Origin of the sequence: Komagataeibacter sp. FNDCF1 (genome assembly GCF_021295335.1) — a bacterium.
Lineage (GTDB): Bacteria > Pseudomonadota > Alphaproteobacteria > Acetobacterales > Acetobacteraceae > Komagataeibacter.
Genome location: NZ_JAIWOT010000001.1, coordinates 2464466 through 2481010, shown reverse-complemented (window position 1 = coordinate 2481010; position 16545 = coordinate 2464466). Strand labels below are relative to the sequence as shown.

The 16545-nt window shown below is 66.6% G+C and carries 17 protein-coding genes; 11 read left to right on the top strand and 6 right to left on the bottom strand.

The window, feature by feature from the left end:
• Positions 1 to 81 precede the first annotated feature (81 nt).
• Positions 82 to 978 carry an MIP/aquaporin family protein gene (locus LDL32_RS11735; RefSeq protein ID WP_233067111.1) on the bottom strand — a complete coding sequence of 299 codons (897 nt, stop codon included), beginning with the start codon at positions 976 to 978 and terminating at the stop codon, positions 82 to 84.
• 359 nt (positions 979 to 1337) lie between these two features.
• Here LDL32_RS11735 and LDL32_RS11730 point away from each other — a divergent pair, with 359 nt between their 5' ends.
• Positions 1338 to 3119 carry a hypothetical protein gene (locus LDL32_RS11730; protein WP_233068861.1) on the top strand — a complete coding sequence of 594 codons (1782 nt, stop codon included), beginning with the start codon at positions 1338 to 1340 and terminating at the stop codon, positions 3117 to 3119.
• Here LDL32_RS11730 and LDL32_RS11725 read toward each other — a convergent pair.
• Together LDL32_RS11725 and LDL32_RS11720 are read right to left on the bottom strand one after the other, a co-directional pair.
• Entirely contained in the window at positions 3091 to 3648 is a 558-nt protein-coding gene (locus LDL32_RS11725) for a hypothetical protein (RefSeq protein ID WP_233067110.1), read from the bottom strand. The two genes, LDL32_RS11730 and LDL32_RS11725, sit on opposite strands and share 29 nt — an antisense overlap.
• Before the next feature lie 38 nt (positions 3649 to 3686).
• Entirely contained in the window at positions 3687 to 3857 is a 171-nt protein-coding gene (locus LDL32_RS11720) for a hypothetical protein (protein ID WP_233067108.1), read from the bottom strand.
• A 56-nt stretch (positions 3858 to 3913) separates the two neighbouring features.
• Between LDL32_RS11720 and LDL32_RS11715 the strand changes: the two genes are divergently transcribed.
• Positions 3914 to 4141, top strand: coding sequence for a DUF3126 family protein (locus LDL32_RS11715; protein WP_233067106.1), 228 nt, complete (start codon positions 3914 to 3916; stop codon positions 4139 to 4141).
• Positions 4142 to 4187: 46 nt separating this feature from the next.
• Here LDL32_RS11715 and LDL32_RS11710 read toward each other — a convergent pair whose 3' ends face one another.
• Positions 4188 to 4811 (bottom strand): DUF2939 domain-containing protein, encoded by a 624-nt coding sequence (locus LDL32_RS11710; protein WP_233067104.1) that lies wholly within the window; start codon positions 4809 to 4811, stop codon positions 4188 to 4190.
• 198 nt (positions 4812 to 5009) lie between these two features.
• On the opposite strand from LDL32_RS11710, the gene LDL32_RS11705 reads away from it, so the two are divergent.
• The 4 genes from LDL32_RS11705 to pyk are packed head-to-tail and all read left to right on the top strand — an operon-like array spanning position 5010 to position 8687.
• Positions 5010 to 5834: a molybdopterin-synthase adenylyltransferase MoeB gene (locus LDL32_RS11705; protein ID WP_233067102.1), complete on the top strand. Its 825-nt coding sequence runs from the start codon at positions 5010 to 5012 to the stop codon at positions 5832 to 5834.
• A complete protein-coding gene (locus tag LDL32_RS11700; RefSeq protein WP_233067099.1) occupies positions 5834 to 6223 on the top strand; it encodes a DsrE family protein in 390 nt (129 codons plus the stop codon). Before LDL32_RS11705 ends, LDL32_RS11700 begins: the two co-directional genes overlap by 1 nt.
• 15 nt (positions 6224 to 6238) lie before the next feature.
• A complete protein-coding gene (locus tag LDL32_RS11695) occupies positions 6239 to 7216 on the top strand; it encodes an SH3 domain-containing protein (protein ID WP_233067097.1) in 978 nt (325 codons plus the stop codon).
• Positions 7217 to 7247: 31 nt separating this feature from the next.
• Complete coding sequence (gene pyk, locus LDL32_RS11690; protein WP_233067095.1) at positions 7248 to 8687, top strand: pyruvate kinase; 1440 nt, start codon at positions 7248 to 7250, stop codon at positions 8685 to 8687.
• 98 nt (positions 8688 to 8785) lie between these two features.
• Here pyk and LDL32_RS11685 read toward each other — a convergent pair whose 3' ends face one another.
• Both LDL32_RS11685 and LDL32_RS11680 read right to left on the bottom strand, forming a co-directional pair.
• Positions 8786 to 9688: a prephenate dehydrogenase/arogenate dehydrogenase family protein gene (locus tag LDL32_RS11685; RefSeq protein ID WP_233067094.1), complete on the bottom strand. Its 903-nt coding sequence runs from the start codon at positions 9686 to 9688 to the stop codon at positions 8786 to 8788.
• A 41-nt stretch (positions 9689 to 9729) separates the two neighbouring features.
• Positions 9730 to 10812, bottom strand: coding sequence for a lysylphosphatidylglycerol synthase domain-containing protein (locus LDL32_RS11680; RefSeq protein ID WP_233067092.1), 1083 nt, complete (start codon positions 10810 to 10812; stop codon positions 9730 to 9732).
• Positions 10813 to 11004: 192 nt separating this feature from the next.
• On the opposite strand from LDL32_RS11680, the gene hpnA reads away from it, so the two are divergent.
• The 5 genes from hpnA (at position 11005) to hpnE (ending at position 16389) form a co-directional block, all read left to right on the top strand.
• On the top strand, positions 11005 to 12000 hold the full coding sequence (gene hpnA, locus LDL32_RS11675; RefSeq protein ID WP_233067090.1) for a hopanoid-associated sugar epimerase: 996 nt from the start codon (positions 11005 to 11007) through the stop codon (positions 11998 to 12000).
• 10 nt (positions 12001 to 12010) lie between these two features.
• A complete protein-coding gene (locus LDL32_RS11670; protein ID WP_233067088.1) occupies positions 12011 to 13243 on the top strand; it encodes a glycosyltransferase in 1233 nt (410 codons plus the stop codon).
• Positions 13240 to 14103, top strand: a complete 864-nt coding sequence (gene hpnC / locus LDL32_RS11665; protein ID WP_233067086.1) for a squalene synthase HpnC — start codon at positions 13240 to 13242, stop codon at positions 14101 to 14103. The genes LDL32_RS11670 and hpnC overlap by 4 nt, the downstream gene beginning before the upstream one ends.
• 84 nt (positions 14104 to 14187) lie before the next feature.
• Positions 14188 to 15069 (top strand): presqualene diphosphate synthase HpnD, encoded by an 882-nt coding sequence (gene hpnD, locus LDL32_RS11660; protein WP_233067083.1) that lies wholly within the window; start codon positions 14188 to 14190, stop codon positions 15067 to 15069.
• 6 nt (positions 15070 to 15075) lie between these two features.
• Positions 15076 to 16389, top strand: a complete 1314-nt coding sequence (gene hpnE / locus LDL32_RS11655) for a hydroxysqualene dehydroxylase HpnE (protein WP_233067080.1) — start codon at positions 15076 to 15078, stop codon at positions 16387 to 16389.
• Positions 16390 to 16545: the final 156 nt, after the last annotated feature.

The following is a 16545-nucleotide window of genomic DNA, read 5'->3' as shown; positions in this document are numbered from 1 at the left end:
TCGGGCCCGATTCGCATTTCATTGAAACGATATTGGGAATAATCCCCGCCAATTGCAAGTCACCACTCCGGGCGACGTGCCTCAATCGTGCCTGCCGTCTCCCGTCCTCTCGCGGTGGCCGGGATGGAGCAGGGAGGGAATGCGGCCATGATGGCCGAAATTGACCAGCCGCGCTTCCTCCACCTCGATCCGGCCCAGCAGGCGCGAGCGCAGCACCCAGATGGCCAGCGCCGCCCCCATGAACGGCCCCAGCGCATAGATCCAGAACGATTCCCAGCGCCCCGCCATGAGTGCCGGCCCGAAGCTGCGGGCCAGGTTGGAACTGTTGCCCGACAGCCATGCCGAGACCGGGTTGCAGACAAGGAAGAACACCCCGCCCGCCCATGGGGTGAACCATTTCAGCACGGGGTGGGCGGCCAGCGCGCACAGCATGATCACCAGCAGGCAGGTCAGCACCATTTCCGTCACCAGTGGCCATATGACCGCCACGCCGGAAAAGGGCACGGTGGCGGCAAAGGCGGCGGCCCGTACCATCTCCCCCCATACCGGCAGTACATGCCCAAGCGCTGCCAGCATCATGGCGGCAAGGCATGCCCCCGCCATCTGGGCCACGACATATCCGCACAGATCCACACCGCCAAGCCGTCCCGCAAGGCTGAACGCCAGCGAGACGGAGGGGCTGACATGCGCCCCGCTGACCCGCCCGAACGGCGTGAACGCCGCCACCGTACCCGCCAGGCCGAAGAACAGCCCGCACAGCGCGGTCTGGACAATGGGGTGGGGTGCCAGCGCGCGCCCGATGGGGGTATAGGGCGTGGTCAGCACCGTGACCGACACGATCCCGCACAGCATGAGCGCCATGGTGGCGACCATTTCGCACCCATACAGCTTCCAGTGCAGTGGATGATCGGGATGGGGCGCCCCGGCCAGTGGCAGGTCCATGATGGGTGGTGAATCGGGTGGCCGGGTTGCGGTCATGGCGTGCACTCCCTTTATGGCGCATGTAGAGGCCTTGAGTTAAAGGAAGAAATGGTGTGCAATAAACGGAATCATGCGAATATATGCCGTGCATGAGACTGTTTAATGCATAGAAGTTGAATAATTTTTCTATATAAGGCGGAATCTGTTCCTATGTTCCTGCCGGATATGGGCCGGACAGGGCAGGATCGATCCTGTTCGTCCTGCCCGCGCAGGCATGCCGGGTTGGCGGCATGTTTTTGTTTATCAACCGTATGGGCAGGGGCAGACGCGCCGGACTGATGGATTGCTGGGGGAAAAAGGGCCGCCGTGCCGGCCATGCGGGTGCCTGCCGTGCAACCGGGCCGGGTCGTGGGGGCATGCTGCTGGGTGGCGTGGCCATCATGCTGGGGAGCGTGGCGGGGGCACCTGCCGCATGGGCGGATGACATGGCCGAAATCCGTGCCCTTCATGCCGAAATGCGGCGGCTGGAAGCCAAGGTCGAACAGCTGGAGGCCCGTCATGGCATGAGCCGGGGCAGCCAGAACGTGGTGGCGGGGCGCACCCTGCGTTCGGGCCCGCATACGGGCAGCAGCGCGGCCTACAGCAACCCGTCAGGCCAGATCAGCGCCATGCCCGACCTGTCACGGCTGACCATTGGCGGCCCCGCCCTGTCGGATGACGCACAGGCGGCGGCAGCAGCCGAAAACACCATGACGGAAGCCATCATTCCCGCGCAGGCCAAGCTTGATCTCGATTCCTCCAGCCCGCTGGCCATTACCCAGACCGGGGTGGACAGCCTGCCGCCGGTCTTCCGCATCGGGGGCGTGTCGGTGCGGCTGGGCGGGTTCATCGATTTTTCCAACATCTACCGCAGCAAGAACCTGACCAGTGGCCCGGCCACAAGCTGGGGCAGCTTTCCCTATGCCAACAGCCCCAATGCCCATACCGGGGAGTACCGCCCGTCGGCACAGCTTACGCGCCTGAGCGTACTGCTGCAGGGATCGCCCACCAAGGACGAGACGCTGTCGGGCTATATCGAAACCGATTTCGGTGGCGCCGCCGGTACCGCCAACAGCTACCAGACCAACAGCTACACGCCGCGCATCCGCCAGGCGTACATGACCTACAGCAATACCAAATGGGGCTTCCATATTCTGGCGGGGCAGGCGTGGAGCCTGACCACAGGCTACACGCAGGGCCTGCTGTCACGTCATGAGCAGCTGCCGCCGGTGGTGGACAACAACCAGATTCCCGGCATTGTCTTCACCCGTGTGCCCCAGATCCGCTTCATCAAGGATTTCGGGCGCAAGTGGTGGCTGGGCCTGTCGCTTGAGGCGCCACAGGTGGCCTATGCCACATCGGGCAGCGCGGGGGACCACCAGATGCTGAGCGGTGGTGACACGCTGGCGTCCTCCGGCACGACCCTGCTGTACAGCAATGCCGGTTCCGGCATGCTCAATCCCAATGCCAAATACAGCATGGATGTCGCCCCTGACATCGTGCTGAAGGGCGCGCTGGATACCAAGCCCGCCCATTACGAAATCTACGGTCTCGCGCGGTGGTTCAAGGCCATGTCGCAGTCGGCCGATGGCGGCCCGATCCGTGAGCGCGTGGCCTTCGCTGGCGGCGTGGGCGGTGACGTGACGGTACATGTCATTCCGCGTTACCTGCAGTTTACCGGCAATGTGCTGGCCGGGCAGGGCATTGGCCGCTACGGCCCCGCCATGCTGCCCGATGCCACGTTCAAGGCCAATGGCACGCCTGCCCCCATTCCCGAGATCATTGGCAGCATGGGGCTGATCGGCCACCCGACACCCAACCTGCTGGTCTACCTGTATGGCGGCGTGGAAAGCGCGGGGCGGCGCACCTATACCGGCACCGATGGCTACCAGTATGGCTACGGCGTGAACGACCTGGCGCTGGCAAGCTGCGATGTGGAACAGATCAGTGGCGGCAGCTGTGACGCCCAGACCCACACCATTGCCGACCTGACGGTGGGTGGCTGGTGGCATGTGCTCCAGGGCGGCTATGGCGCGGTGATGACGGGTGTGCAGTATACGTACCTGCGCAAATTCGCCTACAGGGGGGGCGATGGCACGGACCCCACTACGGGGGGCAACACCATTTACGTCACGTTCCGCTATCTGCCTTTCCAGTAGTCGCGCCGGGCGGTGCAAGTGCCGCCAAGCAGTCGGTGGACTGGTGGGCCAGGTGGATGTCATGCACCGCACTTATGGCGTGGATGCTGCTGGCGCGCCACCGGGTGGACATGCCGTGCGGCGTGCACAGTGCCCCCGCCCCCAGCAGCGGCCCATTGCCCGGATCAATGACCGACAGGACGGCATGCGGGTTGCGCGGCAGCGCCTGACGGAGCGCTATGCGCAGGCGGGTGGCCGTGGGGTCATCCACATGGGCGATCAGGTCGGGCACGAGGCTGACCCACCCCGCCCATCCCGCCGCCACGGCGCGACGGAACTGGGGCCAGGATTTCTGGGCATCCAGCGTGCGCACTGTCGCCTCGGCACCGTCCTCATGGATCTGGCGGGCCAGATTGCGTGCGCTCATGCCCATGCTTGCCTCGGTGGGGGCACCGGCGGGTGGCAGGCTGGCGGCAAGCGCCGTCAGCCCGACCGGGGGAGCAAGCAGGGTCACAAGCAGCATCAGCCGGGGAAATGATCGTAGGCGCATGGTCTTTGTTCTCCCTTCTTGCTGGTGTTGCGGTATGGTCAACCAAACGGGGTAATCGTGGCGGCGGCGCGGCGCGGGTGGGGAAAATCATGGGCACGCGGTTGCAGCCATGAACACATGTGCCTATAGCCTGCGGCGATGCCCGGTAACGGACGGGGCAGCCGCGCGATCCTGACCGGACCGGCCACGCGCGTCGACCAGGGGGCCATGTCCGGCCCTGATCCTATTTCTGGCGGGTCCTGCCATTGTGGAGAACTGACGTTTCATGAGTGCCATGTCCTCTTCCGAGATTTCGCGCCTTCAGGTCTGCCTGCGCCGTCTGCTGGGTTCACCGGGGCTTACGGTCAATGCGCCGCCGCGTGCCGGGCTGTCAGTCGAACTGGCTGTCAATGGTGAAGTGGTGGGCACCGTCCACCGTGACGAGGATGAGGGCGAAGTCTCCTACGCCATCCACATGACCATCCTTGAAGAAGATCTGCCCGCGCCGAAATGACCGGGCGGCGGTGTGGCGGGACCGGACTCCCGCCCCGGACCTGCCGCTAGGGCTGCGTTACCGGCTGGGGAACGGGCCCGGCCGATGCCTCGACCAGGGGCTGCTGGCGCGGCGCGGGCAGGTCGATGTGGTGGATCTTCCACTGAAAGGCATGGATGCGCATCTGCACCCGCAGCGGCGTCTCGTTTTCATGCCCCGGCATGAGCATGCTTGCCTCGAACACGCCCGGATGGGTGAAATGCATGTGCACGCCGTGCAGCAGGCCGTACAGACTGTAATGTGCGCCGGGTGGCGCATGCGGCATCAGGTGGTCCACCAGCATGCCCAGCTTGTCGGGGCGCACTTCCTCATCAATGGCGTTGGATACGGCGGATGATGCGAAGGATGCGCCGAATTCCGGCAGTTCATCATCGGCATGGGGCGGGCCGATCAGGCTGTCCACCACCTGGTTCTTCAGCCCACTGCGGACCGATTCCCATTTCAGGCAGGTATTCAGGCTGCCCATGTCATGGCTGCGGATGGCCGATGTGATCGACCATAGCGTAAGGAAGGGGGATGCCGCGTAGAGCGTGCTGGCGGCGGCCAGCGTGCCCGCGCATATCCAGCGTGCCTGCTGGCGGCGTAGCGCGGACAGGCCGGCAGGAATTTCCATGCGGGAAAGATAAGACATTGATTTACACTCCCCCAAAATGGTTTCACGCTTGTGACAGACTATACTGGAAACATATCCGGCATGCATTGGTTTCATGATTGACGCTGGAAACCATCACGTAATCGTGATCTTTAACCCGTTGCTTCCGGCTGCAACGGCACAGTGCGACAATGTATCCGCCCCTGATGGGCGGCCGGGTCGGCGCAGGAGGGCAGGGTGAATTTTTCCGAGGACGAGATCCAGCGCTACGCGCGCCACATCCTGCTGCCCGAAGTGGGCGGAACGGGGCAGGATGCGCTGAAAAATGCCAGTATTCTTGTAATTGGCGCCGGTGGGCTCGGTTCCCCCGTCGCCCTTTACCTGGCGGCGGCAGGGGTGGGCCGGATCGGGCTGGTGGATGATGATGTGGTGGAGCTGTCCAACCTGCAGCGCCAGATCGCCCATGTCACCGACCGGATCGGCCAGCCCAAGGTCGAGTCGGCAGCCATCGCCTTGCGTGCGCTCAATCCCGGTACGCAGGTCGATTGTCATAACGTCCGGCTGACGGTGGAAAACGCCCGCGCGCTGGTGCGGGACTATGATCTGGTATGCGATGGATGTGACAATTTCGCCACCCGCTACCTTGTGGCCGATGCCTGCGCGCTGGAAGCCCGCACCCTTGTGTCCGCCGCCGTGCTGCGCTTCGAGGGGCAGCTTTCCACCTTCCGCCCCGGTGGTCCGTGCTATCGCTGCCTGTATCCCGAGGCACCGCCCGCAGGCACGGTGCCATCCTGCGCCGAAGCCGGGGTGTTCGGCGCGGTGACGGGGGTGATGGGCACCCTGCAGGCGACCGAGGCGCTGAAGGAAATCCTGGGTATTGGCGAAAGCCTTGCGGGCCGCCTGCTGGTATGGGACGCGCTGGCCATGCGCTTCCACACCATTGCCCTGCCATCCGATCCCGACTGCGCGCTGTGTGGCACGCACCCCATCATCCATGACCTGTCCGCCCACCACGGTCCCGCGCCGGCAGGCTGCCGGATGCCCGAAGGGACCGCGTCGTGATGGCGGACCATGATGACGGCGCGCTTGCCATCGTGCTGTATGATGGCGCCTATGCCCGCGCGCATTATGCCTTTGTCGTCGCGGCGGGCGCGCTGGCCATCGGGCGGCCCGTCATCATGTTTGCCGCAGGCCGCGGGGTGCATGCGCTGGCGCGCGACTGGTCCGGGCTGCATGATGCGGGCGATGACGAACAGGTGCGCGCGCGCGGTGTCGCGGGCATGGACGTATTGCGGGAGGCGGCGGTGGAACTGGGGGCGACACTCATGGTGTGTGATGCGGCGCTCAGGCTGTGCGACCTGGCGCCCGCGCTGCTGCTGGATGGCGTGCAGGTTGCGGGCATTCCCACCTTTCTCGAAGCTGCCCGGGGGCGGCAGATCATAACCCTGTAAGGAATGAAGAACACGATGGCGCAGTGCGTGCGGCATGAACTCCTTGCGCGACCGGCCCGTGTGCCGTCGCGCATTCCAGCCCGGCGCGGGTATCTGGCAGCCGGCGCGGTGGCGTTGCTCATGGCGGGGGGCGGGATGGCCCGCGCGGCCCCGCAGGCGGCGGCGCACCATCACGCCCATCATCATGCCGCCGACGCGGCAAGGACCACGCATGCGGCCACCGCCGCCAAAAGCAGCCTGGGCCACGCCCATGCGCATGCAGGCAAAGAAAAGCCCGCAGGTGCCGCCCATCACCACCATGCGGCGGCGGTGGCGGCCGGTGCGGCGGCAGGCGCTGGCGCCGCTGCCGCAGCCGATGGCGCGCAGTCCATGCCCGCCCATGCAGCCCCTGCGGCGGATGCCACGATTCCCCCCCCGGCTGACAGTACCAAGGGCAGCGTGACCGGGCTGCCGCTGCCGCGCTTTGCCGCCTTCCGTGCTGACGAGGTCAACCTGCGCACCGGGCCGGGACAGCGCTACCCGATTGACTGGGTGTATCACCGCCGTGGCCTGCCGGTAAAAATCGAGCGTGAATTCGATGTCTGGCGGCTGGTCGAGGATTCGGACGGGCAGAAGGGCTGGGTGCATCAGGCAACCCTGGTGGGAACCCGCACGTTCGTCATTCCGGGATTGCCGCCGCAGGGCGACGCCCAGCAGGCCGGTCAGCCCACCGCCAAGGAAACCGACGTGATCGGTCGTGCCGATACCCGCATTGTCGGCCATGTGGCGGATGTGGCGGAGGCCGGGAATGTCAGGGGGGCCGTCCTGCTGCATGCGGATGCCACCACCACGTCACCCGTCGTGGCCGTGCTGCGGCCCGGCGTGGTGGGGACGATCCGCCAGTGTCAGGCGGGGACGATGTGGTGCAGGGTTTCGGTCAAGCAGTACAGCGGCTGGCTGGAGCGCAGCACGCTGTGGGGCCTGCTGCCGCAGGAGGTCGTATCACCGTCCTGAGGCAATGGATGTAAACAGGTAGGGGAAAGAAATGCCGGATACACCGTATCGTGCCATGCGCCGGACCAAGATCGTCTCGACGCTTGGCCCAGCCACCTCCGATCATGCGGCCATCCGCGCGCTGGCGGTGGCGGGGGTGGATGTGTTCCGGCTCAATTTCTCCCACGGCAGGCATGAAGACCATGCCGCCCGCCATGCCGTGATCCGTGATGTGGAGGCGGAGCTTGGCCGCCCGCTGGGTATCCTGGCCGATGTGCAGGGCCCCAAGCTGCGTGTGGGCACGTTTGCCAACGGGCGGGCGCAGCTGACACCGGGCGCGCGGTTCCGTCTCGATCTCGACCCCACGCCGGGTAATGAGACACGGGTCAGCCTGCCCCACCGTGAAATCCTGGCTGCGGCGAAAGAGGGCAGCACCCTGCTGCTCGATGACGGGCGGCTGGCGCTGCGGGTATGCGAATGCGGCCCCGACTTCCTGCTGACGGAAGTCACGCTGGGCGGCGTGCTGTCGGACCACAAGGGCGTGAACGTGCCTGATGTGGTCCTGCCCATTCCCGCACTGACGGAGAAGGACCGCGCGGACATGGCCTTCGCGCTGGATCTGGGCATCGAATATGTCGGCCTGTCCTTTGTCCAGCGGCCCGAGGACGTGAAGGAAGCCCGCACCCTGGCGGGCGGACGCGCCTGGATCATGACCAAGCTGGAAAAGCCGCAGGCGATGGACAATCTGGAGGAGATTGTCACCCTGTCGGACGCGGTGATGGTGGCGCGCGGCGACCTTGGTGTCGAACTGCCGCCCGAGCAGGTGCCGCTGGCGCAGAAGCGCATCATCCGCACCGCCCGCAGGCTGGGCCGTCCGGTGGTGGTGGCGACCCAGATGCTGGAAAGCATGGTCCACGCCCCCACCCCCACCCGTGCCGAGGCATCGGACGTGGCGACGGCGGTGTTCGATGGCGCGGATGCGGTCATGCTTTCCGCCGAGACGGCGGTGGGCGCCTACCCGCGTGAGGCGGTGGCGATCATGGACCGCATCGTGCGCCGGGTGGAGGAAGACGAGGTCTGGCGCCGCCAGCTCGATGCCTCCAGCCCCGAGGCGGATCACAACGTGGCGGGCGCCATAGCCGCCGCCGCCCGCCAGATCGTGGCAACGGTGGATGTGGCCGCCGTCGCCGCCTTCACGCTATCGGGCCGCACCGCGCTGCGCATTGCGCGTGAACGGCCTTCATGCACCATACTCGGCCTTGCCCCAAGCGACGAGATCGCCCGCAGGCTGGCGGTGGCGTGGGGTGTGCAGGCGGTCTCGGTCGGGCAGGAAACGCCGGTTTACACCATTGAAAGCGTGGTGGACCAGGCGTTGTCCATCATCAGGGCGGATGGCTACGGGGGCGTGGGCGATGCGGTGGTGATCGTGGCGGGCCTGCCCTTCGGGGTTGCGGGCAGCACCAATACGCTGCGGATCGCCACCATTACCTGACAATAAGGAACAGGAGTTTCCGGGTGCCGCCTTTTTTCAAAAAGGCGGCATTCTTCAAGGCTTTTTGAAAAAAGCTTTGTCAAAAATTTCCTTTATTCTCAGGCCTGCCGGTTTTCGATCAGGCTGCGGCGGATGGCGCGGCCGCGCTGGATGCGGCTTACGATCACATCTTCATTACCGGTGCGGATGGCATTCCCCATGGCCTGTGCATCCGCAATGAAGCGGTCGAGCATGTCCAGCAGCGCCTCGCGGTTGTTGAGGAAGATGTCACGCCACATGGTGGGGTCCGACGCCGCGATGCGCGTGAAGTCACGAAAGCCCGATGCCGCGAAGTCCAGCACCTCGGACCGCGTTTCATCCGCCAGGTCATCGGCCGTGCCGCAGATGGTGAAGGCCAGCAGGTGCGGCAGGTGACTGACGATCGCACAGACCCGGTCGTGATGTTCCACCGTCATGTCGCGCACGCGGGCACCCATCATCTCCCACAGTGTGGTGATGCGCGTGATGGCGGCGCGTGGGGTGCCGGCAGGAGGGGTGAGCAGGCACCACCTGTCCTCGAACAGGGTGGCGAAACCGGCATCGGGGCCGGAAAATTCCGTGCCCGCCATGGGGTGCGCGGGCACGAAGGCAATATCGGGATATTGCGCCAGCAGCGGCTGCATGGCCTCCATCACCGTGACCTTGACCGATCCCACCTCGCTCAGGATCGCACCCGCCTTCATGGCGGGCATGACCTGCGCCGCCACCATGGCGATGGCACCCACCGGCACGCATATGATCACGCAGTCCGCCTCATGCGCGGCGGCGGCGGGACTGGCCTCGACCACATCGGCAATGCCCAGTTCGGCCACGCGGGCGCGCACTTCGGGGCTTATGTCGCATGCCACCAGCCTGCGTGCGATGCGCCGGTCTTCCATCGCGCGGCGCAGGATGGACGAGCCGATCAGCCCGGGGCCGATAACGGCCAGTGTGTCAAACAGGGAGGTGGTCTGATTCGTCATGGCGCGGTGGTCTGTCTGGCTAGGGGTCACGGAGCGTGCGATCACTTGCGCGTGGGGTCGCCGGACTCGCGCAGCGGAACGGGGGAGACGGCCGGGGCCGCGCCATCATCCGGTGCGGGCTTACTGTCCGACCTGCGCCGCAGGGCCCGCATTTCCATGCCCTGCCACAGCAGCAGCATCGGAATGCCGATGACCAGTTCACGCCCGCGCCGCAGCAGCGACAGCCCCAGCGAGACCGAAGGCGCGATGCCAAAGGCCGAGCCAAGGGCGATATACGCCGCTTCCTGCACGCCCAGCCCCGCAGGCACCAGGAAGGACACGGACATGATGCCGCAGGCAACACCCTCGATCGCCACGGCGCCGCTGAAGCTCAGATGCGCGCCAAGGAAATAGTAGGCGACCCAGATGGTGGCGGCACTGCCCAGCCAGCCCACATAGTGCAGGATCGCCCCCTGCGCGATACGGCTGGGGTGGGACCATATGGCGTCGAAGCGTTCCTGTATGCTGTCGGCGCTGTTGAGCATGGCGTCCTGCCACTGGGCGGCCATGTTGTTGCCCAGGCTGCGGCCCACGCGCTTGAGCAGGTCGCCCCCGTGGCGCTGGGTATAGATGAACCCGCCGATTCCCAGGCTCAGCAGCACAAGCCCGATCATGACGGGACGGGCGAACGGGCTGGACTGCTGGTGCGCCACCAGGCACAGCACGGCGGTCAGGATGAACAGGATCTGGCCCATCACCTCGGTGGTGATGTCCACCAGGTTGGCGCAGGCGGCCTCCCCCCCATCCACATGCCGGCCCTTCCTGCCCGCGAACAGGTCGCTCGAGCACGTGGCGCGGATGCCCAGCACCATGCCGCCCAGCTGCGAGAACGGCAGGCACGATGCTGCCGCGTCGCGGATCATGCGCGACACCACCAGCTGCACGAACGGAATGTCCCGGCAAGCCGCGTGCCATGCAAGACCCAGTATTGCATCGACTGCAAGCTGCGCCACGACGGTCGCCATGAACCCGGTGAACCCGATGGAGACGATGGCCTTCATGACCGAACCCGCCCCGAACCACGCGGTGCAGCCGGTCAGCAGGGCCAGGCCAAGGATGGCCAGCAGGATGGTGAGCTTTCTCAAAAACGATCCGTCTTGGTCTGTTGGCGGGGGAACACCGGGTGAAATTCACGTCACGGTGGCCAGTCGTGCCTCACTTACACTACAGGAAGGTCTGGCGCCACCGGGAGGTGTCGGGATAAATGGAACGCCCGCTGGTTGCGAGTCCGTATCGCAATCGTGAATTCTGTCCCCGACGGAGTGATCGTTCAGACCATGACTGCCCCAACCCTTGTAACCGGTGCGACCGGTTTTGTCGGCTCCGCCGTTGCCCGTAACCTGATCGAGCGTGGGCATTCGCTCCGGCTCATGGTGCGCAAGGGGAGCGATCTGACCAACCTGCGCGACCTGCCCGCCGAACTGGTCGAGGGGGACCTGTCCACCCCCGGCAGCTTCGATGCGGCGGTGAAGGGCTGCCGCTACGTGTTCCATGTCGCGGCGGATTACCGGCTGTGGGTGCCCGACCCGGTGCCGATGATGGTGGCCAATGTGGAGGGCACGCGCGCGCTGATGCTGGCGGCACAGAAGGCGGGGGTGGAACGCATCGTCTACTGCTCCTCCGTCGCGGCGCTGGGACTGATCGGTGATGGCACGGTGTCGGATGAGGAAACGCCGGTGCACGAGCATGGCGTGATCGGCATCTACAAGCGTTCCAAATACCGTGCCGAGCAGGAAGTCCTGCGCCTGGTGCATGAGCGCGCGCTGCCTGCCGTGATCGTGAACCCCTCCACCCCCGTAGGCCCGCGTGACATCAAGCCCACGCCCACGGGGCAGATGATCCTGGACTGTGCCGCGGGCCGCATGCCGGCCTATGTCGATACCGGCGTGAACATCGTGCATGTGGATGACGTGGCCGAGGGCCATGCCCTGGCGCTGGAGCGCGGGCGCATAGGCGAGAAATACATCCTGGGCGGCCAGAACTATCTGCTGCGCGACCTGTTCGCCATGACTGCCGAACTGGCGGGCGTCGCGCCCCCGCGCATCAGCCTGCCGCAGGCGGTGATCTGGCCCGTGGCGGTGGCCAGTGAATGGCTGTCGCGCGCCTTTGGCATCGCGCCGCGCGTCACGCGGGAGATGCTGGCCATGTCGCACAAGAAGATGTTCTTCTCATCGGACAAGGCCATCCGCGAACTCGGCTACGCTCCGCGCCCCGCGCGGGAAGCGGTGAAGGACGCCATAGACTGGTTCCGCCAGCACGGAATGCTGGACTGAGGCATCCGTCATGTTCCTGCTCGCGCTTTCCATACTGGTGTGTGTCATCTGGCTTGGGCTGATTTTCTGTCATGGGCGCTTCTGGCAGGCGGGGCCGATCCTGGCGCCGGTGCGTGGCAGCCAGCTTGCGGCGGCCAGCTGCCCCGAAGTGTGCGTGGTGGTACCTGCGCGGGATGAGGCGGCGTCGGTCGCGCGCTGTGTCAGCTCCCTGCTGGCACAGGACTATCCCGGCCAGCTGCATGTCATACTGGTGGATGACAACAGCACCGACGGCACGGGCAGGCTGGCCCGCGCCGTGCCGGATCCGCACAGGCGGCTGACGGTCGTGACCGGCAGGGCACGCCCCGCGGGCTGGAGCGGCAAGCTGTGGGCGGTGGCCCAGGGCGTGGCCCGCGCGCGGGAACTGGTGCCGGATTCAAGCGGATTCGTGCTGCTGACCGATGCCGACATCACCCATGATCCGCGTCATGTCTCCACCCTGGTGGCCAAGGCGCAGGCGGAACATCTGGACCAGGTGTCCGAGATGGTGGAACTGAACTGCGCAAGCCAGGCCGAGCGCATGCTGGTGCCGGCCTTCGTGTTCTTCTTCGCGCTGCTCTACCCCTTTGCCAGCGTGAACAACCCGCGCAGCCGGGTGGCGGGGGCCGCGGGCGGCACGGTGCTGGTGCGCTGGAGCGCGCTTGCGCGCATCGGCGGGATCGGGAGCCTGCGCGGCGCGCTGATCGACGACTGCACGCTGGCCGCCCACGTCAAGCACAGTGGCGGGCGCATCTATCTGGGCCATAGCTGTCTTGCCCGTTCCATCCGCCCCTATCCGCATCCGGCCGATATCTGGCGCATGGTGGCCCGCACGGCGTATGTGCAGCTTGGCTATTCCCCCCTGCTGCTGGCCGGGACCGTGGTTGGCATGGTGCTGGTCTGGATCGTGCCCATGCAGCTTGCCCTGCTGGGCCACGGCCTGCCCTGCCTGCTGGGGGCTGGGGCGTGGGTGCTGTCCATGGCGTCCTACACGCCCACGCTGCGCCGCTTCGGGCTGTCGCCCTCATGGGCGCTCTTGCTGCCGGTCATCGCGGGGTTCTATACGCTGGCCACGATCGGTTCGGCACTGGACCACCATCGGGGCCGGGGCGTGGTGTGGAAAAGCCGCGCCTATACCGAGCCCGATGGCGCGATCTCGACACATGCGGGCGGTGAGGGCACCGCGACCGCAATGAACCGCACCATGGGGGATGACGTAGGGTGAATACAGATGAGCAGGCCGTGTGGGGCAGCGGGGATGTCTCGTCCGGCAAGGACGCCGGGGACGAGAACTTTCCGGTCGGCTCCCTGCTGATCAGCCGCAGGCTGCGCCCGCACGTGCATGCCTACTATGATTTTGCCCGCGTGATCGACGATATCGTCGATACCGACCGGCTGGACCCGCAGGCCAAGATCGCCCGCCTTGACGCCATGGAGGACGTGGTACTGGGCCGGCGTACCGCCCCCGACCGGCGTGATGCGCAGGCGGCGGTGCGCGTGGGCGATACGCTGGCCCGCACGGGTGTATCCACATCCACGGCCACCGACCTGATCGTGGCCTTCCGGCAGGATGCGGTGAAGAACCGCTACGACACGTGGGAGGAACTGGAGGAATACTGCCGCTATTCCGCCAACCCCGTGGGGCGGTTCCTGCTGGAACTGCATGGCGAGGACCCGAAGACATTCGGCGCGTCGGATGCGCTGTGCACGGCGCTGCAGGTGCTCAACCACCTGCAGGACTGCGCCGATGACCTGCGCAATCTGGACCGCTGCTACCTGCCGCGGCCATGGCTTGAGCGTGAGGGGGTGACGATCGACGACCTGCGCCGCCCCTATGCCGTGCCCGGCCTGCGCCGCGTGTTTGCCGCGCTGCTGGACAGGGTGGATGAACTCAACCGCCACGCCGCCCTGCTGCCGCGCATGATCCGTGACCGGCGCATGCGCATGGAAGCGGCGGTGATTGTCGGTCTGTCGAAGCGGCTGGCAGCCCGCCTGCGGGTGGAGGACCCGGTGGCGGGCCGCGTCAAGCTTTCGCGCGCCGATGTGATGGGGGCTGTGGCGGGGGCCATGCGCACGCTGGTCTGATCGGGCGGGATTTTGTCCTGACGCGCGATTGCCGCTAAGAACAGGCGAACTGTCAATTTGTTGAAGTGAACGGAACACGCGGGAATGTTTTTTTTGCGCGCGCGGCATGATGAGGCCCCGGTACCGGGCTGCGACGCCGCCGACCTGGCACAGGTCGAGCAGGTCGTGGTGCGGTCGGGCACGTCCTTTGGCAAGGGAATGCGCATCCTGCCGCCGGACCGGCGGTATGGCATGTACGCGGTCTACGCCTTCTGCCGCCTGGTCGATGACGTGGCTGATGATGAGGGCGATCCCGCCGACAAGTGCCGCAGGCTGGAGGAATGGCGCGCGCGCATCACCCGGCTCTACGCAGGTGAGGCGCGTGATGGCATCGACCGTGTGCTGATGGCCACCATCCGCCGTTTCGACCTGCGCCAGCAGGACTTCAACGACGTGATCGACGGCATGGAAATGGATGCCCGCGGCCCCGTTGTCGCCCCCGATGAGGCCACCTTCGACCTGTATTGCGACCGCGTGGCTTCCGCCGTGGGGCGGCTGTCGGTACGGGTGTTTGGCGATGCCTCGGCCAGCGCCGACCAGGTGGCCTATCATCTGGGCCGGGCACTGCAGATCACCAACATCCTGCGCGACGTGGCGGAGGATGCCCGGCTGGGCCGCCTGTACCTGCCGCGTGACCTGCTGGAGCGTTTTGGCATCCCGCCCGAACCTGAAGCCGTGGTGCGCGCGCCACGGCTGGAACAGGTCGGGCGCATCCTGGCCGGTCGCGCGCATGATCATTTCCGTGCGGCGGCGGCGGCCATGGCAGAATGCGACCGTACGGCCATGCGGCCCGCGCGCCTGATGGGGGCGACGTACGCCGCCATCCTCGCGGCGCAGGAGCGTCAGGGCTGGGGCACGCCGGAGCGTCGGGTCTCGCTGTCGCGCCCGCGCAAGGTGCTGATCGCGCTGCGCGCGCTGGCGGGCTGAGGCACCATGGCGGGACATGTCCATATCGTAGGCGGCGGCCTGGCCGGGCTGTCGGCGGCGGTTGAGCTGGCCGGTGGCAGCGAGCGGGTCACGGTTTATGAGGCGGGACCGGCCTGTGGCGGCCGCGCACGCTCCTATCTTGACCGCCAGCTGGGCTGCCGGATCGACAATGGCAACCATCTGCTGCTGTCAGGCAACCCGGCGGTGTACCGCTATCTGGGGCTGATCGGGGCGCAGGATACGCTGGTGGGGCCTGCACGCCCCGTCTTTCCGTTCGTGGACCTGTCCGACCGGCTGCGCTGGACGCTGGACCTCTCCCGCGGCCGGGTGCCGCTGTGGGTGCTGTCGAAGCGCAGGCGGGTGCCGGGCATGCGGCTGGCGGAACTGCGTGGCCTGCTGGCGCTGATGGAGGCGACACCGGACATGGTGGTGTCCGACTGCCTGCAGCCGGGCAGCCTTGCGCGCCGCCTGCTCGAACCCTTTGCCATATCCGTTCTCAACACCATGCCCGATACCGGCAGCGCCGGCCTGCTGGGTGCGGTGGTGAAGGAAAGTCTTGCGAAGGGGGGCCGCAACTGCCTGCCGCGCTTCCCCGCCGTGGGGCTGTCCGAAAGTTTCGTGGACCCCGCTGTGGCCCACCTGTCGGTGCTCAGGGCCGAGGTGCGCACCGGCAGCCGGATAAGCGCGGTGGAGATGGCGGAGGGCCAGGTCACGGCCCTGCGGCTGGGGGAGGAACGGATTGCCCTTGGCGCGCAGGATACCGTCATCATGGCGGTGCCGCCCCCCGTGGCGGCCAGCCTTCTGGCTGCCGAACTGCCCGGTTTCAGCGCGCCGGATGAATTCGAGTCGATCCTGAACGTGCATTTCCTGCTGCCCGAACCCCCGGTGCTGACCGGCGGGCTGGCGCAGGCCCGCTTCATTGGTGTCGTGGGCGGGATCAGCGAATGGGTGTTTGCAAAGGAGCGCATCCTTTCGGTCACGGTCAGTGCCGCCAACCGCTACGCCACGCGGGACCTGGATGAACTGGCCGCCATCATCTGGAACGAGGTACGTGCCGCGATCGACCCGGCGGCGACGGTCCCGCTGCCGGTGGCCATGCCACCGCTCCGGATCGTGCGTGAAAAGCGTGCGACCTTTGCCGCAACCCCCGCACAGGACCGGATGCGGCCGGATACGCGCACCATGGCCGCCAACCTGCTGCTGGCAGGGGACTGGACGGCAACGGGCCTGCCCGCCACGATTGAAGGGGCGATCCGCTCCGGTGCCGCGGCAGCCCGGGCCGTGCATGACCGCCGGGGTACCGCCGGCCGTCCGCAATGAGCGGGGGCGACGGACTGGCAGCGGTTTTCCGCCACCCGGACAGGAAGGCCATGCCGGACCCGATGGTGCCAGACCCGGCGCGCAGGCGCTACGGAGCCTGCGGCAGGCATGGGGGCGTAATGGCGCCGGCACCCGGTATTGCGGGCGTTCCCGGGG

Bases quoted from the DNA above. Each gene is read 5' to 3' on its own strand.
- LDL32_RS11710 (WP_233067104.1), bottom strand. From the start codon at position 4,811: ATGTCTTATCTTTCCCGCATGGAAATTCCTGCCGGCCTGTCCGCGCTA.
- LDL32_RS11735 (WP_233067111.1), bottom strand. From the start codon at position 978: ATGACCGCAACCCGGCCACCCGATTCACCACCCATCATGGACCTGCCA.
- LDL32_RS11715 (WP_233067106.1), top strand. From the start codon at position 3,914: ATGAGTGCCATGTCCTCTTCCGAGATTTCGCGCCTTCAGGTCTGCCTG.
- hpnE (WP_233067080.1), top strand. From the start codon at position 15,076: ATGGCGGGACATGTCCATATCGTAGGCGGCGGCCTGGCCGGGCTGTCG.
- LDL32_RS11700 (WP_233067099.1), top strand. From the start codon at position 5,834: ATGGCGGACCATGATGACGGCGCGCTTGCCATCGTGCTGTATGATGGC.
- pyk (WP_233067095.1), top strand. From the start codon at position 7,248: ATGCCGGATACACCGTATCGTGCCATGCGCCGGACCAAGATCGTCTCG.
- LDL32_RS11720 (WP_233067108.1), bottom strand. From the start codon at position 3,857: ATGGCCCCCTGGTCGACGCGCGTGGCCGGTCCGGTCAGGATCGCGCGG.
- LDL32_RS11695 (WP_233067097.1), top strand. From the start codon at position 6,239: ATGGCGCAGTGCGTGCGGCATGAACTCCTTGCGCGACCGGCCCGTGTG.
- LDL32_RS11730 (WP_233068861.1), top strand. From the start codon at position 1,338: ATGCTGCTGGGTGGCGTGGCCATCATGCTGGGGAGCGTGGCGGGGGCA.
- LDL32_RS11725 (WP_233067110.1), bottom strand. From the start codon at position 3,648: ATGCGCCTACGATCATTTCCCCGGCTGATGCTGCTTGTGACCCTGCTT.
- hpnD (WP_233067083.1), top strand. From the start codon at position 14,188: ATGTTTTTTTTGCGCGCGCGGCATGATGAGGCCCCGGTACCGGGCTGC.
- LDL32_RS11670 (WP_233067088.1), top strand. From the start codon at position 12,011: ATGTTCCTGCTCGCGCTTTCCATACTGGTGTGTGTCATCTGGCTTGGG.
- hpnA (WP_233067090.1), top strand. From the start codon at position 11,005: ATGACTGCCCCAACCCTTGTAACCGGTGCGACCGGTTTTGTCGGCTCC.
- LDL32_RS11685 (WP_233067094.1), bottom strand. From the start codon at position 9,688: ATGACGAATCAGACCACCTCCCTGTTTGACACACTGGCCGTTATCGGC.